At 61.7% G+C, this 23,706-nt stretch carries 23 protein-coding genes and 1 pseudogene; 15 read left to right on the forward strand and 9 right to left on the reverse strand.

From position 1 onward, the window contains the following. Positions 1-15: 15 nt before the first annotated feature. From J5Y06_RS10630 to J5Y06_RS10640, 3 genes are all read right to left on the reverse strand, one after another. Positions 16-1,443 carry an aspartate ammonia-lyase gene (locus J5Y06_RS10630; protein WP_209335150.1) on the reverse strand — a complete coding sequence of 476 codons (1,428 nt, stop codon included), beginning with the start codon at positions 1,441-1,443 and terminating at the stop codon, positions 16-18. Positions 1,444-1,631: 188 nt separating this feature from the next. Then, positions 1,632-2,624: an ectoine utilization protein EutC gene (gene eutC, locus J5Y06_RS10635; RefSeq protein WP_209335151.1), complete on the reverse strand. Its 993-nt coding sequence runs from the start codon at positions 2,622-2,624 to the stop codon at positions 1,632-1,634. Then, the gene (locus J5Y06_RS10640) at positions 2,625-3,188 is read right to left on the reverse strand and encodes a pyridoxal-phosphate dependent enzyme (RefSeq protein WP_342453410.1); all 564 of its coding nucleotides are present in this window, start codon (positions 3,186-3,188) and stop codon (positions 2,625-2,627) included. It abuts the gene before it with no gap. 33 nt (positions 3,189-3,221) lie between these two features. Here J5Y06_RS10640 and J5Y06_RS10645 point away from each other — a divergent pair, with 33 nt between their 5' ends. The 12 genes from J5Y06_RS10645 (at position 3,222) to J5Y06_RS10695 (ending at position 15,990) form a co-directional block, all read left to right on the forward strand. Next, entirely contained in the window at positions 3,222-3,470 is a 249-nt protein-coding gene (locus tag J5Y06_RS10645; RefSeq protein WP_209335152.1) for a hypothetical protein, read from the forward strand. A 375-nt stretch (positions 3,471-3,845) separates the two neighbouring features. Continuing rightward, complete coding sequence (locus J5Y06_RS10650) at positions 3,846-4,649, forward strand: HipA family kinase (RefSeq protein WP_209335153.1); 804 nt, start codon at positions 3,846-3,848, stop codon at positions 4,647-4,649. Further along, positions 4,649-5,446: a DUF3037 domain-containing protein gene (locus tag J5Y06_RS10655; RefSeq protein ID WP_209335154.1), complete on the forward strand. Its 798-nt coding sequence runs from the start codon at positions 4,649-4,651 to the stop codon at positions 5,444-5,446. The genes J5Y06_RS10650 and J5Y06_RS10655 overlap by 1 nt, the downstream gene beginning before the upstream one ends. 718 nt (positions 5,447-6,164) lie before the next feature. Next, positions 6,165-6,329, forward strand: a complete 165-nt coding sequence (locus J5Y06_RS10660; RefSeq protein ID WP_465306312.1) for an IS3 family transposase — start codon at positions 6,165-6,167, stop codon at positions 6,327-6,329. A 173-nt stretch (positions 6,330-6,502) separates the two neighbouring features. Beyond that, the gene (locus J5Y06_RS10665) at positions 6,503-7,903 is read left to right on the forward strand and encodes a family 16 glycosylhydrolase (RefSeq protein WP_209335155.1); all 1,401 of its coding nucleotides are present in this window, start codon (positions 6,503-6,505) and stop codon (positions 7,901-7,903) included. Continuing rightward, a complete protein-coding gene (locus J5Y06_RS23565) occupies positions 7,804-8,049 on the forward strand; it encodes a LamG domain-containing protein (protein ID WP_385931789.1) in 246 nt (81 codons plus the stop codon). The genes J5Y06_RS10665 and J5Y06_RS23565 overlap by 100 nt, the downstream gene beginning before the upstream one ends. 2,218 nt (positions 8,050-10,267) lie before the next feature. Then, positions 10,268-11,167: a hypothetical protein gene (locus J5Y06_RS10670; protein WP_209335156.1), complete on the forward strand. Its 900-nt coding sequence runs from the start codon at positions 10,268-10,270 to the stop codon at positions 11,165-11,167. 348 nt (positions 11,168-11,515) lie between these two features. Further along, positions 11,516-11,863 carry a hypothetical protein gene (locus tag J5Y06_RS10675; protein ID WP_209335157.1) on the forward strand — a complete coding sequence of 116 codons (348 nt, stop codon included), beginning with the start codon at positions 11,516-11,518 and terminating at the stop codon, positions 11,861-11,863. A 212-nt stretch (positions 11,864-12,075) separates the two neighbouring features. Beyond that, positions 12,076-12,906 carry a hypothetical protein gene (locus J5Y06_RS10680; RefSeq protein ID WP_209335158.1) on the forward strand — a complete coding sequence of 277 codons (831 nt, stop codon included), beginning with the start codon at positions 12,076-12,078 and terminating at the stop codon, positions 12,904-12,906. Between the two features lie 477 nt (positions 12,907-13,383). After that, positions 13,384-14,040, forward strand: coding sequence for a hypothetical protein (locus J5Y06_RS10685; RefSeq protein WP_209335159.1), 657 nt, complete (start codon positions 13,384-13,386; stop codon positions 14,038-14,040). Between the two features lie 474 nt (positions 14,041-14,514). Then, a complete protein-coding gene (locus tag J5Y06_RS10690) occupies positions 14,515-15,057 on the forward strand; it encodes a hypothetical protein (protein WP_209335160.1) in 543 nt (180 codons plus the stop codon). A gap of 75 nt (positions 15,058-15,132) precedes the next feature. Further along, the gene (locus J5Y06_RS10695) at positions 15,133-15,990 is read left to right on the forward strand and encodes a hypothetical protein (RefSeq protein ID WP_209335161.1); all 858 of its coding nucleotides are present in this window, start codon (positions 15,133-15,135) and stop codon (positions 15,988-15,990) included. 1,430 nt (positions 15,991-17,420) lie between these two features. Here J5Y06_RS10695 and J5Y06_RS10700 read toward each other — a convergent pair. The 3 genes from J5Y06_RS10700 to J5Y06_RS10710 form a co-directional block, all read right to left on the reverse strand. After that, entirely contained in the window at positions 17,421-17,750 is a 330-nt protein-coding gene (locus J5Y06_RS10700) for a hypothetical protein (protein WP_209335162.1), read from the reverse strand. Further along, positions 17,747-18,079 (reverse strand): hypothetical protein, encoded by a 333-nt coding sequence (locus J5Y06_RS10705; RefSeq protein ID WP_209335163.1) that lies wholly within the window; start codon positions 18,077-18,079, stop codon positions 17,747-17,749. Before J5Y06_RS10705 ends, J5Y06_RS10700 begins: the two co-directional genes overlap by 4 nt. Before the next feature lie 390 nt (positions 18,080-18,469). Further along, positions 18,470-18,751 carry a hypothetical protein gene (locus J5Y06_RS10710; RefSeq protein ID WP_209335164.1) on the reverse strand — a complete coding sequence of 94 codons (282 nt, stop codon included), beginning with the start codon at positions 18,749-18,751 and terminating at the stop codon, positions 18,470-18,472. Positions 18,752-18,956: 205 nt separating this feature from the next. Between J5Y06_RS10710 and J5Y06_RS23055 the strand changes: the two are divergent. Next, a pseudogene (locus J5Y06_RS23055) lies at positions 18,957-19,323 on the forward strand (TrbI/VirB10 family protein); the annotation flags it as partial. A gap of 177 nt (positions 19,324-19,500) precedes the next feature. Here J5Y06_RS23055 and J5Y06_RS10715 read toward each other — a convergent pair. After that, positions 19,501-19,962 carry a hypothetical protein gene (locus J5Y06_RS10715; RefSeq protein WP_209335165.1) on the reverse strand — a complete coding sequence of 154 codons (462 nt, stop codon included), beginning with the start codon at positions 19,960-19,962 and terminating at the stop codon, positions 19,501-19,503. Positions 19,963-20,427: 465 nt separating this feature from the next. Here J5Y06_RS10715 and J5Y06_RS10720 point away from each other — a divergent pair, with 465 nt between their 5' ends. Beyond that, a complete protein-coding gene (locus J5Y06_RS10720) occupies positions 20,428-21,321 on the forward strand; it encodes an ATP-dependent DNA ligase (protein WP_209335166.1) in 894 nt (297 codons plus the stop codon). Here the strand turns inward: J5Y06_RS10720 and J5Y06_RS10725 are convergent. Then, complete coding sequence (locus tag J5Y06_RS10725) at positions 21,318-22,286, reverse strand: nucleotidyl transferase AbiEii/AbiGii toxin family protein (RefSeq protein WP_209335167.1); 969 nt, start codon at positions 22,284-22,286, stop codon at positions 21,318-21,320. The genes J5Y06_RS10720 and J5Y06_RS10725 overlap by 4 nt on opposite strands. Positions 22,287-22,724: 438 nt before the next feature. On the opposite strand from J5Y06_RS10725, the gene J5Y06_RS10730 reads away from it, so the two are divergent. Further along, a complete protein-coding gene (locus J5Y06_RS10730) occupies positions 22,725-23,162 on the forward strand; it encodes a hypothetical protein (RefSeq protein ID WP_209335168.1) in 438 nt (145 codons plus the stop codon). A 68-nt stretch (positions 23,163-23,230) separates the two neighbouring features. Here J5Y06_RS10730 and J5Y06_RS10735 read toward each other — a convergent pair whose 3' ends face one another. Beyond that, entirely contained in the window at positions 23,231-23,581 is a 351-nt protein-coding gene (locus J5Y06_RS10735; RefSeq protein ID WP_209335169.1) for a hypothetical protein, read from the reverse strand. Positions 23,582-23,706 lie beyond the last annotated feature (125 nt).

Below are 23,706 nucleotides of genomic sequence, written 5' to 3' on the forward strand. Positions count from 1 at the left end.
GCGGTGTCATCGTTTCTAAGAAGCCAGACGCGGTTTCGAAGGACGGGTAAGGACACCGGGATCGGCCGTAATCAAGATGAGATCCTCCGAGAGGTCAGGTTGCTCCGCCAGGACTTCTCGGATGGTCCTGCCGGACGCGAGGACTTCTTGCGCCAGGGCCGAAGCGCGCTCGTAGCCGATGACCGGCGTCAGCGCCGTCGCGACGGCGGTACTAGCCTCCAGATGCATGCGACACGTCTCGACGTTCGCCGTGATACCGACAACGCATTTCGTGCGGAGCACGTCGCTCGCATTCGTCAGAAGCTCCAGGGAGTGCAAGACGTTAAAGGCGATCACGGGCTCCATCACGTTCAGCTGCAACTGGCCTGCTTCCGATGCGAGCGTGACGGTGAGGTCATACCCGATGACCTGGAAAGCCACCTGATTGACGACCTCCAGAACGACAGGGTTCACCTTGCCGGGCATTATCGACGATCCAGGCTGGAGAGCCGGCAAGTTGATTTCGTTGAGGCCGCCGCGAGGTCCGCTGGACAGAAGTCGCAGGTCGTTGGAGATCTTTGAAAGCTTCGTCGCCGTCCTTTTCAGCATGCCCGAAAACAGCACGAAGGCTCCGGTATCCCAGCATGCCTCGATCAGGTTCCCAGCCGACACAAGCGGCATTCCACTCACGAGCCGGAGTTCTTCCACGACTGCCGACTGATAGCCGTTGCAGGTATTGATGCCCGTGCCGATCGCCGTGCCACCGAGATTGATCTCCCGGAAAAACGCAGTGGTTTCGCCGATGCGCGCGACATCCTCCCGAAGCGTCGCAGCGAAGGCCTGGAACTCCTGCCCGAGGGTCATGGGCACGGCATCCTGCAACTGCGTGCGGCCGAGCTTGATGACATCCTTGAAGTCCTCCGACCTCGCCTCGAACTCGCTTGCTAGCCGCTCGAGAGACTTCTGCAGTTGTCCGTGCGACAACAGGATCGCAAGACGGATCGCTGTCGGGTAGACATCGTTCGTCGATTGCGCGTGATTCACGTGATCGTTGGGATGAAGCTGGTCATACCTGCCACGAGGCAATCCCAGGAGCTCCAGCCCTCGATTGGCAATCACCTCATTGACGTTCATGTTCGTGGACGTGCCGGCACCGCCCTGGAACACATCAAGCGGGAATTCCGCGAGGTGCCTGCCGTCGATGAGTTCGGCACAGACCCGACAGATGATGTCGGCCTTTCCTTGATCCAGATGTCCCAGAGCGGCATTCGCCCGCGCGGCTGCCATCTTCACGTAGGCCAGCGCCTTGATAAAGGCTGGGAAGTGGTTGATGCTGATGCCTGAAATAGGAAAGTTAACGATACCCCGAGCCGTCTGGGGACCGTAGTAGGCATCCTGCGGGATCGAGATCGCCCCGAGTGCATCCCTTTCCAGTCGTTCGACCTTTGGCGCGTCGTCGGTCATTAGCTACTCCTTGGCGGATCGCGGCTTGTCCGCGACCCCTCAAGCTGACGGAGGGCTCACGTTGCAGTCAGCGGGCCTTCCAAGGCGACCCGTGCGCATAACCGAAATTTCCGTTATGCACGTCCTGCTACCGCGGCGATTATCTGGCTCGCCTCCCGGACGAGCGGCAGCGAAGAGCTCAGCTACGGTTAGTTCTGCACCTGAATAGCCGCGCCACCAGACACGGCGCGCTCGAACGCAAGCGATGCTATCGCCGTGTCCTGGATCCCGGTGCCCGTCAGATCGGCGATGGTTATCTGATCGTCGTTCAGTCGAGCTTCCTGGATACCCGCGGTAACATCGCCCAACTCGATCTGGCGCGTTCCGCTCAAGTCGACCCCAGCGGACAGGGCATGGTGGAGTTCGCCCAGCCTCCGGGTCTGTTCAAGGCTGTCAGCCACATAGACATCGGCGAGAGCCAGCACGTCCGGATCGAGCTCGTTCTTATGCTCGGCATCGGACCCCATCGCCGTGACGTGCTGTCCGGCGGCGAGCCATTCGGCTTGCAATATCGGCTTCGAAGACGGCGTCGTCGTGACGGCGATGTCCGACCCGATCACGGCCTGCTGTGGATCAGCACAGGCGGTGACTGGAAAGCCAAGGGCCTCCTGAAGTTCACTGGCGGCTGCCCGGGCCTTCGCCGGATCCCGGGCCCAGATCCGAGCTTCCCGGATCGGACGCACGAGCGACAACGCCCGCAACTGCAGTCTCGCCTGGACTCCGGCACCTAGGATCGCAGCGGTCGATGCGTCGTTCCGAGAAAGATGTCTGGCGGCGACGGCTCCCGCCGCAGCGGTGCGAACATCCGTCAGGTAGCCATTGTCCAAGAGAACCGCCTGGACGAACCCGGTAGTGCTGGACAGCACCACCATCAGCCCGCTCGTGCTCGGGAGACCACGCAAGGGGTTGTCGAAGAAACCGGGTCCGATCTTCACGGCGAACGTCTCGAGCCCGGGCAGATAGGCGGTCTTCACATCGACTTCGCCCCTGTTCTCGGCGATGTCCAGCCGAAGGATCGGAGGCATCACTACCCGCTTCGTCGCGAGGGCGCGGAACGCTTCTTCCACGCACAGGATGGATGCCTCATCCAGTTGGACGAGTTCGCGGAGGTTCTTTTCGGTGACTACTGTGACGGTCTGCATTCACACGCTCACGCGCTTGTCATTGAATTCACCGCCGATGACGCGGCCATGAAGAGATTCGTCGATGTTGCCGCCGGAGATGATGCTGACGAGAGGTCCGCTGGACGGAGGGACCTTTCCCGAAAGCAGCGCAGCCATTCCGACCGCTCCGGCACCCTCCAAGACCTCGCCCTCCCGCTCGTAGGCATGACGGATTCCGGTGGCTATCTCCTCCTCGGTGACGAGGATAATGTCGTCGAGAAGTTCTTGGCATGCGGAGAAGGCGTGTTTGTTGGGTATGCCTATGCCACCACAAAGGGCATCGGCCAGGCTGGTAAACTCTTCCACTTCGACTGGATGCCCAGCTTCGAGGCTTGCTTTCATCGCGGCGCCGCGATCCATGGAAACCCCGAAGACGCGCGCCTGTGGCCGAAGCCCCTTGATCGCGGCAGCGACGCCCGACGACAGCCCGCCACTGCCAAGGGCGATGAGCACGGTCGCCACGTCTGGCAAGGCTTCGACGATCTCGAGGCCGATGGTGCCTTGGCCTGCGATGATCGCCAGATCGTCCGAGGGATGGATCATCGTAAGCCCTTCCTCATCCACGAGCCGCAGCGCATGCCGTTCGGCTTCGTCGCCTGGCGCTTATTGCCGACGCTTCCTCTCTGCTCCATGCGCCAATCCTTTGGTAATGGTGGCGCCCCGACCCCAGAGCGGGATCCACTGGCCGACTCTGACAAGGTCCAGCGTTTCGAAGACACGGTGATCCGTGCTGCCGACGCGATCGTGACCGCCTTCGTTTCTGCTTCCAGCTGTCTGCTCAGTTGCAGTACCAGCAGGTCCTCGCCCGGCTTTCCGCTCGTCTGAACGCTGCCTGTCATCGTACACGTTGTCTTCGATAAGGTCGCCGAAGTTCTCGATCGCCACCTTTCACGGCGAAAACACGGGTTCGTTTCCCGTTGGGCGTGCCATACTCTGCAAGGTTCTGCGGGGTTCTTGGCGGATGAGGTGCGGCCTTTTTCTTAGACCAGCACCGGAGCCAGCCCTTCATCCTCCGGCGGGCTGCCGACGATCCTAAGCATGCCGCTCGGGAGCGGACGCTGCAACCCTCTCGTTTCGCCCCCGGTGCGTGCCCTTGGCTTATAGTCGGGTTGTCTGCGTAACCTTTGAGCGGTGACGTTCACTGGCCTAGAGACAGGAATCTCGCTATTCGGAAAGCAGTGGGAGTGCTTGGGTAGGCTTATGACTCTTTCTTGCGGGACCATCCGTAGCCCGACGCGGGTAATTCGTGAAATCAAATCCTTTCCATCGAGCACCAACCCGTTTTTCGTTCAGACTGATGATGGACGCGGCTTCATCAAAGCCACGAACAATCCATATAACGGCCCCGCTTTGACCGCAGAATTGGTCGCCGCAGAGCTCGGCACTTGGTTTGGATTGCAGATTCCAGCCTTCGCCGTGATCCCAACATGTGACATCGATCTTCCCATGAAAAACGGTCAGTTGGTGCAGGGACCGTTGTTCTTCTCTGCTGAGGTGGAGGCGACCAGCTTTGATGGATCCGACTTGTTCCTGAAAAAGCTGCACGACAAGACCGACATCGCCAAGCTCGTTGTCTTCGATACTTGGATCATGAATTGGGATCGTTACGGGCTGGGTGATGCCAATGCGGAGAACCTGCTTTTCGCAAAGCGTGATAAAAGCCGGAAGTACGACCTGATCCCAATCGATCACACCTGGGCGTTCGATGGCGATTTCCCACTCGCTCTCAACGAGGATGACGTGGAAAGTCCCGGCGTATATGGACGGTTCCCTGCGTTCGAACCATATATCACTTCAGAGACGCTCGCCCCTGCGCTGCAGCGGCTCCGTAGCTTAGACCGGACGTTCGTGAAGGAAGTCATTAACTCCGTGCCCTCAGAATGGGGCGTGGGCCCCGTCGCTAGAACGACGCTCATTGAATTGATTTGCAGCCGCGCGGCGTTTGTGGTGAACACGATCGAGGAGCGGCTGATTGATGCTCCGCTCCTTCCTGGTGTGAATTGATGCGCGAAAATCAAGGATACTTCGCCCTTGTGCAGTACTCGGAACATCCCGAGCGCGCGGAGTTTGTGAACATTGGCGTCGTGCTGTTCGCGAGCCGCGCTCCTCACATCTCGATGAGATTCGCGGAGCGCCCCACGCGCGTTGACCGTGTTTTTGACATCAGTGTCGGCTCCGAGTTTTCGGACCTCAAATCAGCGATCCGGAACAAGCTCATGAATGAGTTCTCCGGTGGCTGGGACCCTGAACGGGTGAAACAATTCATTCAAATGAGGTCCGGCAAGGTTAGGTTGTCCACCCTGCGCTCGATCCTGATACTCGGATCGATGGACGAAGAGCTCAAAATCCTCTTCGACGATCTGGTTGGAGACATTCTGAAGCCTGAGCATGGCGCGAAAGCCAGAACAAAGCTTAAGAACCAACTCGCGCTAAGGGGAGTAGAAGGCCTCCTAGATCGTCCTCGGCCAGTTAGCCTGCCTTCAGGCTTGGAGGTCAAGGCGCATTACGGGTATCAGAACGGCGCGTACAACCTTCTTAAGGCAGTTTCGCTGCAAGGGTCACCCGATAGCGCGCTGGACAGAGCAAGCCCTCACATGATCGAGGGGAAGCTTCTCTTTGATCATACAGGGCCAACGGCCCGCAAGAAGCTGGTGGTGATTGGTGACGTTGCCAATCAGGAAGCGAGCTTTATCGATTTGGTGGAAGAGCAAATGCATAAGCATGATGTGGGCTTCTACCGACTTGATCAGATCGAGCCGCTGGTTTCAGAGATAAGGAAGAGCGTCGGTGGTCACCACTGACGCTCGTTAGCCTCAGAGGCACTTTGCACTCATTCGCGTTTTGGCTTCCCGCCTTCTTGCGCTTGGAACTTCAAGCGCCGCCGCTGTCAAAGTCCATTCTGAGATGCGGCTTAGCGGGCATCTGACCTCGCTCCAGCCATCACCCGGTCGATCATTGCTTGCTGCTCATCCCACTCGGCTCTTGCCGAGGTGACTGTTTCCAGGGGTGCTGGTGTAGCGGGAATGGTAGGGTACGCGAAAGGTTCCATCTCCTCGGCGAAGCCCCTTGCGCAGTGTTTCAGGATTTCCTGTCGCAAGATCAACTAGCCGCCCGACGTGCCCGAGGCACTTCTCTAAGTTGGGTAGTTGCCGCCCCCCGGTGGGCGGGTAGCGCGCCGACTGCCACCCGTAGCGGAAAAAATCGTCTTCATGGGCAGCGCGGATCGCCATCACCGCATAAACGTCTTCTGGTTCCAGCTTAAGGCCCTGCCGAAGCGCCTCCTCAAGCAGAGGCTGGAGATGATGCCGGATCTTCGGGGACTTCAGTTGTTGAGTGCATGATCACCTATCCTTCTGCTCGCGCTTGATGGGGTCGGGTGGGAAGCCGCCATAAGATCCTGCCTCACGATGCAGCTTCGCTCTGGATCACAAAGTAAGGATCGTATCCCGCATTCTCGTCACAGTATCTTCTAGGGTTCGCAGCAACCCGCGTTCTCCCGACCTCGCAATTGCAGCTATCGTGTACGTGACCATGGATCCAGAGTTCTGGCGCACCGTCTTTCAGAGCCGCGCCGAGGCGACCGTCGCCATCGGTCGCTACATCGATGGATTCTACAACCCCGTCCGGCGCCATTCGGCACTAGGCTTCATCAGCCCGCTTCAATTCGAAAGGCAGGCCGCGTAAACTGAAAACGCTCTCCACCAAGTGGGACAAGTCCACCCCGCGGTTGACGGCGCGACGGCAGAGCGGTCGCGGCCACAGCGGACGTCGACCCGCGTTACGTTCTCGCCCACCAGCTTCACGTGCAGCCGGACGCCAAACTAGAGGCCTGCTTCGGATAGAATGAGGCGGTGACGATGACACGTCAGGAGATCGCCGTCGCCCGATCACATATCGAAGCGTGGAAGGCCGTTGCGACGGGATCCGAGGAGCATGTCCTGATCCTCGAGGACGACGTGTGGTTCCGACCGGGCGCAGCCGCATCGATCGAAAGGGCATGGCGCGAGGCGTTAATTAGGGGGAACGGCGGAGGACCGGCCATGTTCTACCTGTCCTACGAGGACGCCGGCGGGACCTGCGAGCGGGCAGACGTCTGCGGGACACTGTTCCGTCCGATACGGGGACTATGGTTCCTCTGCGGCTACGTTCTCTCGCGAGGTGGAGCGCAGGCGCTGCTGCGCGCGATGCCTGTCGCGGGACCGGTCGACATGTGGATCAACAGGCAGTTCGATTGGCTGAGGCCGCTCGCCGTTATGACGCCGGCAATCATGCAGCGGCCCGACGCGGAGATTGCCACTTTGTTCAACACTTTCGACGCCCTGGTCGATCCGCCGTTCCCGCCCGATGCTCTGCCAGACGGAATCGACGATCTCGTCACCGGCTTGGTCCTAGAGCAGATTCGAGCGCAGCGGATCGTCGCCTCCGACCGCTCAAAGCATCCATGGACCATCCTGCCCGGAGACGGGCCGGGCGACGATTGGTGGCCGCCGCTCTGTTCGCTGACGGGGGTGAAGACGCCGGTCCAAGTATTCCCCTCCGGTGCACCAGGCGATTGGCGCCTGTTCCGCGACGGACGTCGGAATAGCGGGCCTTCGACCGAACCCATGCGGACCGCACGACCGATGGCGATGGACGACACGCCTTGGGCGATCGACAAAGCTGACGGATGGCCGCGCGCTTGCGAGCCAGCATCTCCGAGGAAAGGTGAGGCGGTCGAGATGCAGTGCCCACTCACCGAGCCTACCATCGAGATGCCCGCGATGCTCGGAACCTTCCCGGGCAACCTAGCGACTTTCGGATCCGACGCCATCAACCACGGCCCCGATGGCGCGACGATTACACTGAGCGCATCGGCGACGGGGGACCGCCCCTTCCGCTCCGGCGCTCTCTCGTCGGCGCATCGCTTCCTGCACGGCCGTTTCCAAATCGAGATGAGAGCGGCGCGGGGGAGCGGAATGGTCACCGGCTTCTTTCTGCACCGTCCGGCGCCACGGCAGGAGATCGACATCGAGATCACCGGCAACGAACCGCGTAGGATGCTTCTCAACGTCTACTTCATCCGGGAAACGAAGGCACGGAACTCGATTACGGCTACCGCGGCTCGCCCTGTGCGATTGATCTCGACTTCGACGCCAGCGCGGACTTCCATCGGTATGCGATCGAATGGCTTCCCGACCGAATCTGCTGGTTCGTCGACGACGTCCTTGTGCACGACCGTGGAAGCTGGGATCCGACCCCAGTTCCGCACCTGCCCATGACGCTCCACGCGAACCTCTGGTCGCCTCGGTCGGTTGAACTGGCGGGACCTGCGGACAACCGATCGCTTTCGATCACCGCATCGTTCCGGAACGTCAGGGTTGATGGCCTAAGCCACGCATCGTGCGGCGCCCGGCTCCAACGGTAACCCTTGTAGCGGAAAGTGACGCCACTCTCGTTGAACGCGATCAGGCGGCGTTCGGACGGCTACGGGCGGGAGCATCACCCCGCCCTGTCTGCATTCGCGCCACCACAGCCGCAAGAGTTCCAGGAGCTGCAGCGGGAGCATGGCGTTACGGGCCTTGCAGGCCCTTGCCCTGCTCGACAGGAAGCAGCATGCGCGTCGAGTCGACGTCATCGAGGTGCGCGACTCCGGAAACACCCAGGCCTGCGCCATAGGCGACGGAGCGCGGCTTTGCACTTGAGGCCTGGTGCGGCTTCGAGCAGCCTCCCCGCTTCCTCAACGCTCAGCACATCTGGCAGTTTGGAATAAAGGGTGATTACCAGTGCGCCTGATAGATTCCGGCGCTGCAGTGTCACCAGAAACAGAAACCGCAACGCCGAGACCGCGCCGTTGCATGGTGGCAGGACCCGCGCCGTTCTCATGCTGATCAATCTGGAAGCGGCGGACATCCTCCGTCGTTGCGGTGTGGCGCGAGCGGCCGAGATACGCGGCAAAACGCACCACGCGGCGAAGGTAATCCTGCGGCGTGGGAGGCGTGCCCCCGCATTAACATGTCGAGTTGAATACGAAGCGGCGAGATTGGTACTTGGTAGCCATGGCGAGTTCCTCGCGTTGGAGGGAACTCCATGGTCGGCTTACAGGCTTCCACCCGCTCAAAGGCTATGCATCCTAGCCATCTCCGCCGAAGCGCCCCTCTCGCGAAGCGGGTTAGTGCAGGGGGCGCGAAGCTGCCGGCGGCTACGCGGCAGGTTGACGGGCCTCCGAAGCGAAATCGGATCTCTCGACAATGAAGACCCGAACGCTCGGTGAACACCCGAGTGACCACGACGCCTACAAACGCGTTTGAGCGACCTCAGTTACTAGCCATTCACAGCTGGAGAAGGTCGCTGCAGTTTCAAAGTGCGCCCTCACCTCATGCGTGGCGAAGCTGGTCGAGCCTCTTCGGCAGTTGACCTACGAGGCAAGCCTCCGCTGCATCCGGCTGAGAGAGACACCCAACTGCATTCTCCGGAACAACAGCCCTGCCCCCTCGCCTGATCTAAAACGCGCCGCTCACGCTTGTCCGAAGCTCCAACAGTCGAGGCGAGCGAGGGGTGCGACCGCCCTCCGCAGGAGGATTTCTGGCCTCACGAGCCGAAGAAAACCGGTATTGAAATGGTCCCGTTTTCGGCAGCGGAAGGCCCATCCAGCCGCTGCCGATTTGCCTCAGTACCCCGGGGCCCTAGGACGTCTGCTAAACATGTCATCGAATCCTGCCGTGGCAACCTGCGAGTCCTTGGATCCAGGCGCCTGTGCCGGGTCCGCATCTCCTGGCAGCTTTTTCAGCCGCTAACAGAGCTCCGCCCCGTTGGTGGGACAACAGCAATTTCGGCTGAACTGCCCGTCATAACAAGCGCTTCCTGGACGTGCGGCCTCGGCAAAATGAGGCGAGGTGGTGCTTTCCCCCCCCCCGAGGGCACAGGATTCAATCCTTCCCGGGCAGCTGTTTCGAGACCGAAAAACATCGTCGAATCCTTGAGGTTACCCACGTAGCGCCGTTCTGGAATCTCGCTCGGAGGTTGCAAGGATTCAGTCCTTTAATCGAGGATTTTTTCGTAGCGTGCCAGCAAAGGATTCCCGTTAAAGCTCTGGGGATACTTAGAAATATCAAAAATGCATCAAAAGAAAACTTGGTCGGCTAATAACCCGCTAAGCGGCTGCCATTTTTGGACTTGAACCCACCTGTGGTAGCATTTATGTCTTAGGGCATTGGACCGGGTCACAGCCCGAAAAGACGGCCATGAGATCTGTCTGGGCGGCGCAGAGAACGAGAAGGTGATGCGATGAGACTTAGAGGTGAAGCTCGCGACCGGGGTGAACGCCCCAGGACAGAAGATCCTTCCTCGGTCGCGGCAGAATGCGGGGTGATGGGGCGTCCGAGACGCGGAGCGGTCAGCGCAGCTGTGTTGCCCTTATGCCAAGCTTCGCAGCGAGCGCACCGCGACGGGCTTGTCTTTCAACATTGATGGGTTGGCGCCTTCGGAACACCGGGACGGGCCCGCTGCGGGACACCCCCTGCAACGGCGGTTGGAGCGACCCCGCTTCTCCCCGCAGCCCGCTGAGGCCGGGCAGCAGAAAACACACGAAACAACAGGAGACAGACATGGCTAAGAAGCCGGAGACGAGCACTCTCCAACTGGCGGTGCAGCAGGTGATGAACGAAGAGCACCGAGCGAGTGGCACCATCCTGCCAAAGCTACAGGTGGAGAAGCGGGCGGGTGTGTCAGCCGGCACCGTAAACAAATATTATGAAAGAGCGATCGAGCAGATCCCTGATAGGGCAGCTGTCGAGCAGAACTATCACAGCTTTCTGCATAGGGCGTGCATATTCCGTAAACCTGGCGCCACAGCAGAACGGCTGGAGGACCTTTTGCATCTTGCGAGCGCCGCTCTGCTGACGGCTGCGCGCTCTGCCACGTCGCTCGCGGTTGCCGAGGCCGAGATCGTAAGACTGGTCGAAGAAAAGAACATCAAGCTCGCTGCATCTCAACTCACAAACAGCGCCGCGCTTCGTCTCACGACTGACGCAACGCGGGTGATCCAGGCGACCGGAGCAGATGCAAGCATCGCCCACCAAGTCGCCGGAGTACCTTCATCAACATGGGGCCTACGGCTGCGCGCCGTGGAGCTGGAAGATCAGCTGCGACAGGTGGTGCCCGCAACTGCATCACAAAGGGAGACAGAAGGCCTAGGGCTTGCAGAACAGGATGAGCCTAAGAACGTTGCCGGCCGCGAGAGCGACGAGCCGACCTCTGGCTCGTGGTCTGCATATCAATCGGAAACCCTGACGCTGGGATCGTCCTCCCTTACGGAACGCACAATTCAGCAGGCCGCCCGGTTGAAGCTCGAGCGCGCCGGTCAGGATCCGGACCAGATGATCGAAGGGCTGTATCGCCCTGAGGGTCGACAGGCCAAATTGCTCACCTACGATGCGATGCACGTGATCGACGGCGCTTGCGTGCCGATGAGCGCGGCTTATCGGATCGAGGCGGATCGAATCGCAGATGTGCTTTCGTGCTTGGAGGAGGCAACCAGAGCATGATCTCAAGAGCTCATCTGCAGCACATGAACCCCCGATCGGAGTGTGGCTTCTCGCACGCGGCGCCGGAAACTGGACCCCTCCTCGGAGGCCGAGCCTGCAACGCGCGCCTTCGTATGGCGAAACACCTTCTACAGGAAAGGGCAACCAGGGACACCGAGCCGCCGCCGCCCATCGAATTTTTGTGGTGGAGCAGGACATCATTGCGTCGCCAACCATCCTCGCGCGGGACCTGGATCTGTGACTGGGCCGGAGAAACCGGGCGCAGGCGAGATCTGGCAGTCCACGGCGAGGTTTGCTTGCCGAGCGAGACGTTCCGCATCTCGTTCCGTCTAGGCCAGGAGCACGATCATGAAAGCCACAGAGGCAGCGACCGTGGCGCATTTCCGGGAGGAGGACGGAGGTCGGCTACTGCGCTTCCTTGTTCGCCTTTCCGACGAGACGGCTCACAAGTACGGGATCAAGCACGACATCATCATGCGCATCGGATCGGACGTTCCGGTGCGCGACTCCTGGATTGGGAACGTGGGGATCTACTGGGATGTCCCTGGCGGCAGCGTGGGCGCTCCGTTCAGTGGCAGCTACGATGGTCATCTCATCGAGACCTACTGCCTGGGGAACGGCGTTGAACTGGCGGACGACCTAATCGGCACAGTCCTCATGATGCTGGAGCGGGCTCACGGAAAGCGCAAAAGCTAGCCCCCGCGTCCGCTTGCCGACCGAGAGCACTGTGGCAGCGGCAACTCCCAACGTCTGACGCTCGTACACCCGTTCTCAGAAGAACAAGGTTCAAAGCAGCGTGCCCGGCATGGCCGGTCGCGGCAGGCAGCGCACGCAACTAAAGCGGCGAAACACAGGTGTAGCCATCAACAAACCACCAACAATCGGGAATGTCAAACAAGGAGATACCAATGTTCGTTCGGAAGCACATACTCGATCTTCAGAGAAAGGGAATTCTCAAGCACGGGAGCGTGCCCATGCCCGCAAAAGAGCGGCAAGAGCTACTTCGCTGGGTTCCAAGCGTGTTGGAAGGCATAGCAAATCCCATGATGTTCGAGTTCCATTGGGAAGATTCAGGGATCTGGCTCGATGACATCTACAACACACATTATCCAGATGTCGGAGACGAGGAATGGTCCGAGGGGATAAGATCCCCCGTTCCACATGAACACGTGTGGCTGCAAACCAAAGTCAAGCACCCAGAACTCCTGGACTTCTACTATATCTGGATCATCCAGCGTCGGGGAATGTTCGGGTACCGCGCGACGTCGCTCACGTTCATAGAAGGAACATTAGGGTACTCTGGCATCTATTTCGAACTCTTCCCATACGGCACCCCAGACCGGCAAGTTCGTGTTCAAAGCGTATGCGGCTGGTATGCAACCGAATATGAGATTGAGGAGTACTATGATCAGGCACGATCGCTTGCTCGCTTCCTCAATATCCTTACTCGAAGGGAAACCGAATTATCGATTGAACAGCCGAGCGACAGGCTGAACAAGCGCCGACTTGAAAAGGGCAAAGAGCCTGTGGCTGTCCGAACGACTGTTCGGATCGACACCAAGTACCTCAGGAGAGCGGGCAGGACCAGACCAGGGACGCATGCGTCCCGGGTAGAGCACTTCCGGCGGGCGCATACTCGCCTTTTGCCAGACGGCAGGCGCGTCCCAGTTCGTAGCGCCATTGTCAACGCCGGAACGTCCGATGATGGACCGGAGCCGCAAAACTTTTTCATCTCGTAGTCTGCATCAGCCACTTCTGCTGGCGGAGTGAGCCTCGCTGGATGCAGCTTCAAATCTCGTGGTCAGCTGCTGCATCCCCTCACCCGGTGAAGGATGCCAGCGTCCGAATTGAAACTCTCCCTCATGAACACAGGCTGGGCACAGAAGAGCGGCCGCTTCCTGGGGAGAGGCTTCCCAATGGGCCTTGCTGTCCTCGGATAGCAACGGGTGAGCAGGCAGCAAGGCGCGGGCCATTTGAACGAACAATCACGCCACGCCGCCCCAACGTAACAGCTCTGCGCGGGCTGCCACAGTCATCTTCTCCGTGCCAGTCCATGCCAGGAGAATCTAGGGGCCTCCAAGGGGTCTCAACCCTGAGCCAGGGCGGAGCCCCAGATGTAAGGACGCTCGGCCAGTTCCGGCGTTGACGGTGGAGCCGTTCGGGCCAACCCTGTCCGCAGGATCACGACGTCGCTCTAAACAAGTAAGGAATTCCAAATGTCATCCTCAGAGAACGTCGACCTCGTAGCGTGCAAATGTCCGACGGTTTCCTTGACAGTCAAGGGTTCCGTCGGGGACGGCTACGTAGTTGAGTTGCTATTGGACCCTGATCAGGCCGAAGATTTCGGGATTGAACCGGGGCTGATCTTTCGCTTCGATCCTCACATGAAGGAGGTGCGTGGCGCTTTCAAAAGTGGCGCCTCATTTCTGCACTCCAAGGATATGGAGCTACCCTTCGGTGAACCGGGTGGCATCACCGACTTCGAGCGTTGTAAGCGTGACCCACTGCCCTTCGTAAGCGATATGGTCGAAGATGCGTTGGCAACAGCCAGGTACCAAGCCGATGTCGCGGCAGGCAGGTTGCGGGCGCTTGTGATTGTGCGTCCAGACGGTGAAATCGCGTTCGGGGTCGGCAATCTTCCTTCGGACCTCGACGCATCCACAGCACAGCAGTTCCTGGAAATGACGTTCTGGGAGGACAACTGGGAGCAGCGCTACAAGCGGACAGTGGTGCGCACCGTCGGGTCACGCGAGGACGCTGATCTCATCGCGTATGACGTACCGAATAATTTTGACGGGGCGACCGAAAGGGACGTCATCGAGGCAGGAGGGATTCTGCTGTCCGCCTTCAACGTTGTTGAACGCGCCGCCTGACGCCGAGATCGCTGCTGACAGCATCTCCAACAGAACAGAAGGCTCAATAACTGAATTTGGTCGGAGGTGCCTGGATCACCGCACCGAGACCAGCCGCGATACTTCGCGCATTGCTCTCTCTGCTGATCGGAACGCTCCAGTCCAACTGATTCGCCCCATGATGCGAGATCGTCTGTCGTATCGGGACGGCGCAGAGATTTTCCTTGGGAGGATCTGGACAGGTCAACGCGGACGCCCCTACCATGTTTGTAGACGCCGACGGTGCTGATGCCGTTGCCGTAAAGAGCTCTGAAGGCAGCGGCTTGCCCGACTTAAAGCCGCACTAACCTCGATGCCGTGGCTGGCACAATCTCCAACAAAGTCCGCGAGGCGATCAGCCGACCTGCGCGGGGACAGAGAAAGAGAGACGAGCGAGGCGATCGCTCATCCGTCAGCCAATCCGCAGGCCAAGGGCCGCAACTCAGAGGTTATGCAATGAAACTCGTCAGCACCGACATGTCTGCTTCCGTCGTGGGCGAACCGCCAGAAGCTTTGTCCGAGTGGTCCCCCTTGCTCGACGGCGCTTGGATGCGCGCGCTTCCCAGCAATGCTGAGTTGCTGGTGCACAATGACGGCGCCATGTTCTCCGTCACCCTTCACCACAACAAGATCGACATCTGGAAGGGTGTTTACCCAACGGTGACTGGCGCCAAGTTGGCGGGAACCGCAGCCGCCAAGCGGCTTCTGCGGACGGCTGACGCGCCTGCCGCCGCAGCTGAAGAGCCTGGGACGGCCTCCATCGCTATTCTCTCCGAGGCTCGGCAGAGAGATGGCTCCATCTGGAAGCCAACCGGCCTCAAGACCGTTGTGGAGCGCAACGGCATCGTCGCGTACTGCGCCATCAACTTCTTGGATGACGGCTTTGAAGGGGTGACGCGACTGGGCGACTATGTTTCCCGCCAGCATTTTTCCGACGAATGGACGGCAAAACGCAGCACGCTGCAGTGGGTGTCTCTCCTTCTGGAGCGGCATGCTTGATTTCTGGGCAAGCTGGCGGACGGCAACAGCCGTCCCCCCTGCCCTCAGCCACACAATCCCATCAGGTGCTCTACCATGAACAAGCTTTCTGCCGTCTCGAAAGAGACATCCCTCAGCATTCGCAAGGACTATCCGGATGAACCCGTCGTCTACGCTGTTTACGATGCGCAAGATTTAAGAGACAATCCTTCGCGACCAGCCCGCACCTTCCCCTCCAACAAGTACTTCGAGGCGGCTTGGTGCGCTGACAAGCGCGGTGACGCAGTCGTCATCGAGATCGACCCCAACGGTACCCTCGCACGAGGTGCAAGGCCGCGTCAGCGTGTGACCGACGCCCGTTTGGCAGAGCTGATGATCAATGCCTCTGCAGATACCGCGGCGCTGATCTCGTCGATCGCGAAACGGTCCACACCGTCTACGCCATTGTTTCTCTCCCCGGAGGCGGTGGCAAAGGTCGAGGCACTGCGGCCCTTTGGGGAAGACGAGCGGCTAGTGGCACTCTACGACGGGGAGGACATGAGCAGACCGGTAGCAGTCTACAACTACACCGATGACAAAGGAGAGGCCTCTGTTCATGGGGGCCTGAGCAGAGCTTGGTACGAAGGTCTCTTTGCTGTGGAGGTCCGTCCAGATGGTCTTATCCACGGGCATGAATCAGGCCCCGCCGACGGCTGCTCTCACGACGAATACGAGAGGCGAATGCTTGCGATCGCTGGTCGCCAAGGCTCTGCGGACGTACTGGCGATTTTGATCGAGGTCGCTGAATACTGGGATTTTCGCGACGTCTGTGAAGCCTGTAGTGAATCGCAGGACTGGTGGGACCCGCAGCACGATGATTTTCCTCCCAGCGACCTCGTCACTTCGCTGCGTGCGCGTCATGCGGCGGCCGTAGCTGCGGAAATTGCGGTTGATGGGAAAGCCAGCGTCAGTTGAGGGTTTCGAAGCGGGGAAGCTCTACGTCTTCCCGCTTCCCGTCCTGCAGCTAGGGTCATTCTAAACGCAAACAGCATGTTCGGTGCCTGCGGCGGGAGGTATGTGCATCCAACGAGTAGCCTCCGGAAGCCGTTGCCGCTCAGCCCGGGCGGCCTGTGACGCTTGCAGCTTGTAGAAAGCGTCAGCGGGATCTCGGAAAGGGCGAAGTTCCCCCATGGGAGCATTCGGTGCCCAATGTCTTCGCTGGGACGTGCCGTGAGCTTCTACATCAGGGAAGCTGCGCGTCACGGGGTGAACAGCGCAACCTTCGATTCTGTTTCAGGTAGTAACGGGGGGAATACCACGTCGCACCGGCAGATCGGCGTCACGCTGCGATGCCAGAACCAAGAGCCTGAACCTAACTCCCCGCTCCCGCCTTGTCTCACCGATAAACCAGCCTTCGGTTCTTGGGAGTCCTGCAGCGGCAGCAACAGCGGCACCTCCAACACTTCACAAGGTCAGCGAAACCTCGATGTGGATCTGGATGGAAACTTGCGCTCCTGCTTCACCTTCCGGAAACGGAGCTGCCAGCGAGGTGATCTCAACCTCGTGGATGTCCACGCAATCGGACGCAAGGGCAGCAGCATGGAGCAGGCGAGCTGTTCCTTCTAAAGCGCATTACGGATCGGCGCGACGAAGATCTCATCCTGACTGAGCGTCACTACGATATGCTGAGCGTCACAATGTGACGACGATTCAGTAGGGTACCACCACAACGCAATGCAGGTTCTCGGCAACTCACCTCGATTTTACTTTGTAACCGATGGGTTACACATGCTGGAAGGACTCACCTGGCGTTTCCAGGCGAAGTAGAAGAGTCGGCGACAGGCAGGGCAGGGACAGGGTGATGCAAGCGTCCGGGCCAAGGCGAAGGGAAGCCTTGATTTGAGCCGCAGGCACTCCGAAAAGGCCCGGCTGCTTCCGACCGTCGCCTTGCGTCATAGTCTCGTTTCGGGCCTCTGGCCGAACAGGCTGGAGGAGTGCTCATGAGCCACTGCTCCTGACTGTTCCAGAACCTCAAACAACGGGGTGTTCGACGGCCTGAGCTAGCGCCGACCAGCAGCACCTCATCGACATCGGCATCGGGTGGGTTCTCCAGCCTGAGCGCCATGCGCGGTCCGTTATTTCCGTCCGGGACGGTGCCTCGGTGGAGATCGTGACGCCGAGGCTGCGGCATTCACCGGCGGCCGCAGGGGCGCGCGCGTGCACACATGCGTTTCCTGCTGCCTCCGGATATCCGTCTTCCCATCTCGCAGTCCGTGCACAGACGGAGCCTGCGGGGCTGGCCGCAACATCTAATAGCCGTCAGCGGAAAAAGACGGAGGCCGCGCAATGGCGGCCTCCGCAGTCAGAGTGGCGTTGGCTGAGGCCCTGACAGGCTTCTGGCTGGCTCAGAGCGGCCACTCTCCATGCTCTTTTGCAGCCTTGACCCAGTCGAGCATCGTCGCGTCCGGGTCTTGCCGCACCTGCTCGAGCAACTCCAGCCAGCGCCGGGGATCGCCGACCGCCATTTCGTAGCGCAAGAAACCGCAGCCCGCCGTCGGGATGACGAGGAGCCGGAAATGCCCTCCGTCCCCGGCCGCCGGCCTACTGATTTCGAGCGTCACCAGGTCAGAGATGCCAAGAGCCTTGGCATCTGCTTTGTCCAGGTAGGAGTGCACGGAAGTGGCGAACTCGGAAAGGAAGAGAGGGTGCCCCTTGTTGCCCTTGTTGCCGCTCATTGTGCGCCTCCTGCCTTGCGAGCACGGAGGATGCGCAGCACCGTTTCCTTGGCCTCGGCGCAGGCTGCCTCGCGGACGAGAGCCCAGACGTCGCGGCCGTGCATCTCGGCGCAGGAGGCCTCGCGGCCCTCCCCTGCGACGGGGGTGCGCTGGTGGCGGTAGTGGACGACGAGCATCCCTCGGCCGTCGACGAGGTCGACGATCTCGAGGCCTGCGTCGCGCATAACGTTGAGCCCGCCCGTATCCTCGAATTCGAGACGGAGCGGGAAGTCCTCCCTGGGGACGACGGCGGACGGAGTCGTAGCGGGGTCATTCTCGTTGTGGTTCATGTGGCATTTCCTTTGTGCTGGCGGCCTCGGCCGCACGTTGGCTGGCAGGCAAGGCGAACCTTGCCGGGGGCAGGCCCCGCGCAGGTCGGCTGAACGACCTCGCGGACTCTGTTTGAGGGTGCCAGCCACGGCACAATGGTGAATGCGGTCCTTGAGTCTCGGCGGACCGCTGCCTTCTCGCAGCTCTGGTCAGCGTGCGGATTTCAGCTCCGCAGGCCCCGGAGCTTTTGTAAGCGATGGAGGGCGGGAGATCCAGATCTCCGGTGAGAAGCCGTGCAATCGTCGTTAACGGCACGTTCCGCAGAAATCAGAGCGATTTGCAGGGCCGCTGAGTGACCTCGCCGAGGTCGCCGGGTGTCTTGGTACCCGGAAAAAAGCGGCATCCCCTGATCAGGCCGCCGTCTGCAGGAGCGCATCGGCGTCCCCCTCGTCCGGCTCGGGAACCGGCGCAGGGTCCGCAGCGGGAGCGGAAGGAGCAGCCCCCGCTGCGGGAGTGTACACCGTGTCCCCGAGGTCCTTGGCGACGGTCCGCGCCTGGTCGGCTTCGTTCTCGTCGTCGATGTCCTCGACGTCCTGGGCGGCCACGCGCTTGCGGCTCGTGATGCCCGCCTGGATCGCCTTGGTGAAGGCGTCGATCTCCTGGACGGGATGGATAAGTGGCGCGCCGGGCACATCCACCCGATGCTTCCCCCATGATGCTGACGGTCATGGCCCCGCTGTCTCCAAGCCTTGGCTTCAAGCCCCTGCACTTCGCTGCGAAGGCGTTCGCGTGAATACTCGGCCACGTCCGCCCCGCGCGACCGCTTCGTAGCCGCCATGCAAATTTCTGCAGCCGAGGGACTGGGCGGCCATTCAGAACGTCCCGCAGCAGTAACCCTATGAGCTGAAGCGAGGCTCGTCATTCTGGCGACGCTGATTACCGGGTCGATTCCGGCCTTCCGGGGCGTATCACCGCACTTGTCAGCCAGAATGTCTACGACAGCGCGCCTGGCCTACGTTGTCCCTCGGGCATTCGCACGTGCTGACGGACATGCTCTTCCCCAAACGGCTCTACGCTGCAGCTGGGCGGAATGTCAGGCACCTACACCCAAGGTTACGGTGGTTTCCACGACCAGGTCGAGGGCCACTAGCTGAGGACGTTCGGCTCGGCGGTCCTTCTTGCGACTATCGGAAATGGCGCCGAGACGGCCGTCCTGGGGGGCTCTACGCTGGCGACTGAGGATACGGCATCCGACGCCGCGAGGAGCCTCGACAACGTCGCGGCAAGGCGTTTCCATCGCTCGGGAGGGCCGTCCTCCTCCGTAGCGCGGGTTGCACACCAACTTGCCCTACCGCTCCTCCACCCGTTGCGCGATGGTAGGGCACTACGATTGCGCCGGCTCAGGCGGAGCCAGATGCAAGCGCGCCGGCGGCAGTCGGCATCAGAGGACCAGCAGGATGGCGCAGCCGAGCGCGCTCGACAGGATCGCACGGAACGGCCACGACAGCCTGCGGGCGGCTGCCCCATGCCGAAGCCTGCGGAGCCGGCGGCGTGCAGCAGCATCGCGGAGGATGCCGAACAGCGTGCCGACGCCGATGTAGCCAAGGAAGAGGCCTGCGAGCACCAGCAGGAGCTTTCCGATCGCAACGATGTCGATCCAGCCTCCGGTGACATACCCGACGAGCGCCGCCAGGATCCAGGGCGAGTTCTTGACGAACTCCCATGTCTCCGCCGGGTGATAGTAGCCGCAGTAGAGCAGCGTCGCCGGTAGCGAGATGAACCAGAGGCGGACGTACAGAAAAATGCCGACGTACATCACCGGGATGACAACGGCGGCGATAAGGCCGCCGAGTCCTGCGATCTCCCCCGCTCCGGGCGCACCTCCGTTTCCGTGATATGCCATGTCAGCCTCCTTGTTCCGGAGGCGGACGTTACCGGGAAGGATCCAAGAAACGGCGTCAGGAATGTATCGGATCTTTTTAATCCAGAGCTTTGCGGTGCCCTCCTCCTTCTGCTCATCTCCGCTAAAGCCAGGTAGCGGACTGCCGGGGGACCGCGACAATCCAGCCACGCCACCAGTATGGACTCCTCGCCCAGCATCGCGGACGCCATCCACTTGTGGCGCCCGTCGACGACCACGAGCCGCTGCTTGCCTCCGTGTTCCTCCCAAAAGCCGTACGGGCACGGCCACGAGGACGCGTCCCCCAGCTGCAGCAAAGACGTCGTCGACGGCCATGCGGAGCCTCAGGCCAGGCAGCAGTTCCAGACAAACACTAGCCGGTCCACACGACCTCGCAGCCGGAAATCCTTCATGCCGCAGGCGCCGGGACTCCCCTTTCCGCGGGCGAATCCTAGACTCGACATCCCTATGGTTCAGTACGTGCGTCCCGCCGGTCCCCGGCTCGAGTTCATCCCGCCCATGCTGCCGACCCTCGCGGCGCGGCCACCGGAGGGCGGCGAGTGGATTCATGAGATCAAGTACGACGGCTACAGGACTCAAATCGCTATCGGAAACGGCGAGTGCCACGCGTTCACCCGCAACGGTTACGACTGGAGCCTGAAGTACCGGAACATCTGTGCGCGGGCACTGGAGCTGGGCGTCCAAAGCGCGATCCTCGACGGCGAAGTGATCATCCTTGGCACCGAGGGACACCCGGACTTCAAGGCGCTGCGCAGCGCCATCACCACGGCTCAGGAGCGGCTCGTCTTCGTAGCCTTCGACCTCCTGCACCTCGATGGCCACGACCTGCGCCGCATGCACCTCGTCGAGCGTCGGGCGCTGCTGGAAGACCTCGTGCCGGAGGACGGGCCGATCCAGTTCAGCGCGAGCCACGAAGGCGACGCGGGCGCGTTCTTCAGGGAGGTCGACCGGGCAGGTCTCGAGGGCATGGTCTCGAAGCGGGCCGACGGTCGCTATCTGTCCGGACGCGTGGCCGACTGGCTGAAGATCAAGTGCTTCACGGAGGATGACTTGCAGGTCCTCGGCGTCGTAGGGCGACCCGGGCAGGCGACCCAGGCGATCCTCGCAGACGGCGAAGGCAGGTATGTCGGCAAAGCCGCCGTCACCCTCGTGTCCGCGCAGCGAGAGCGGCTGTGGGCGCGAGTGAAGGAGAGGCCGGGCGCGATGCCCGAGGGGCTGCCGAAGGACGTCCAGAAGGAGAAGGCGGACTGGCTGGCCCCGGGCCTCGTTGGCCGGGTGAAGTTCCTCCGGGGAGAGGAATGGCTGCGGCACGCGACCTTGCGTGCCGTCAGCGAAGGCTAGGCCTTCATGCGCCTGTAAGCGTCTAGGTCGACAACCTTCCCGTTTTCCGGAACGACGGCGGGCGCTTCCAGCCTCGCCTGCGGCTCCAGTTCGTCCCGCTCCGCGAGCCTCAGCATCTCGTCCTGGATGTCCTGCCACCAGGCGAACGCGTCCCCGGCGACCGCCTCAAAGTCCATATGGAGAGCCTCATCGTGCTGGGCCAGGTATTCCTTCCAGATTGCGCGGTTCGCCGCCGCGAACTCGGGGGACAGCCCTTCCGGGCACTCCTTGAGCAGTATGGAGGTGTCGGCCTTTCGCTCGCGCATCGTAGACACCAGGGCACGGGCGATGACGGTATCGTTCAGCCCCGTGCGGTACATCCGCGAGAGGTCGGCGAAGTCCTTCAGGCGCGTGTTCCCGGCACCGAGCGTGATGATCGCGGCAACCTTGTCGGCGACCTGGTGTTCGAGCGGCTGCGCCCAGGCCGCGAAGGTCGGCCCCATGAACAGGCTCTTGAACTCGCGGCGGACGGCGCCTTCGGGACGCGGGCCGAAGCCAACGTCGAGGTGGGCGACGACGCGGGTGGGGCCGATCTTCGCGGTCACGGGGACGCGGAAGCCGCTGCCCTTGCCCCCCATGTCGAGGGCGTGAACCTCGCCGATTTCGACTGCCAGTCCATACTTCCGAAGGTGCGCGGCGGCGGCCGACACGGCTCCGTAGAGCGCGGGCGCGGACAGGCGGCGCTCCAGGGTCAAATCGGCGTCGCCGGTCTGCCTGACGCGCTGGTCGTGAAGTAGCCCGCCTTTCACCATAAGATCGAGGTCAGTGACCTGCAGCAGAGCCCAAAGCAGGGATTCGCAGGTCAAGCGCTCGAAGGCGACGGGGACATCGAGCCGGAAGCCCTTGGCGATCTGCTTCGTCCTGTCCGAGAGCTTCCATCCATTCTTCTCGGCTTCCGGGAGGTCGTCGCTGTATCTCTCCGGCATGATGTCCTCCCCTGTCGGGAGGATTTTTTCGCGCCGGGCATGCAAGGAACGAATCCTTGGTTCAGCTGCCGCCGTTGCGCATCGCCCGGCGCAGCTCCGCGCCAAGGGCTGCTTTCGTTCCTGCGCAGGCGGCGTGGCTGATCTGGAGGACCTCCTTGAGCTGCTGCGGGGCCGCGACGGCAATGCCGTGCGGGTAGTCCCGCCTCGGCAGGGTCGAGCGCGGGCGACCGTGCGCAGCACCGCCAACGCGCTGACAGGGAGCCACCGGTCACAGGGAGGTTGTCCCTTGTCCCGAAAAGGACCACCGGAGATTGGGAGGCCAGCGAACCTTACGCCCCGTCACGGTGACGGCTTCCTGCGCCTCGAAGCGAGTGTGATCCCGGATGTCCCGACGAGGCTCTCGAGGGCTGCGCCGTCCCCGCCCCGGCCGATGCGGTGATGGACCCGGCGGCGCGCCTGGGCGGGGTCGCAGCCGCGATCGACGAGGAGCGCTACCGCTCCGAGGAGGACGCGCCGCAGAAGGTCCGCGGGCGCAATCGGCTCCGGCCTCGGAATTCTGACGTTGACCGGCTCGGCCAGCTCTGCCTTCGCGTCTTCTGCTTCCGCGTCCCCCAAGACTCCCATCCCGAGCAGCAGCCGGAGTTCTCCGCGGCGCTCGATGGCGGCCGCCCTGGCTTCCTCGGTCTGCCGCCGAAGCAGCTCCGCGAAGGCGGCCACTGCGCACGAAACGGCATGATCGACCTGGTCCGCCTCTGGAGTGCGGGACGCGCGCAGACGCTGGCGGTAGCGGCGCGTCCGCTCCCTGCCAGCTTCGTTCCTCCCGCTTGCCTTCCTCGGCATCCCTTCACCCCCTCGCGTCACTACGGCACGGCCTAGCGTCACTACGCTACGCCTTCACCGAAGGTGACTGCCGAGCCTGCAAGGGACAAAGGGCTGCGCCCACGTCAGCTCGATTTGAGAAGCCGTGGCCGCAGCGTCCCCGCACGGGCTTTCGCAGCGACCGTGCCCGCCACGCCCGGCCTTCCGGCGAAGACCGTCGCAACGACCCGCTGGACCTCGTCGGAGCCGGGGCCGCCGACTGCGAGGAGCGCCAGCGCCGCGTCGGCAAGCGCATCGCGGACGGCGGCAGCCAACGGTTCGGGAGACCCGGCCTCAACGGCCTCGCGCTGCCTCCGGCGGGTAGCCTCCGTAGCCTTCCGCTGGTAGGCGCGGCGCGCTTCCGGATCGAGGTCGCGGACGCCGGACCTGCGGCCTGCGGTGAGCCTTGCGTAGAGCGTGTCGAGCGGGTCGGTCATGGCGCAGCCTCTTGTTGCCTCCTCGAGGCTGGCGCCGTCGGCGGAACTCGACAAGTGCGTTTCACATGTAAAACGTGAAATCGAATCGGCCCGAACGGAGGCTGCGCGAAACGGGGTCGGGATGC

The sequence above is a fragment of the Tianweitania sediminis genome (assembly GCF_017813335.1).
Lineage (GTDB): Bacteria > Pseudomonadota > Alphaproteobacteria > Rhizobiales > Rhizobiaceae > Tianweitania > Tianweitania sediminis.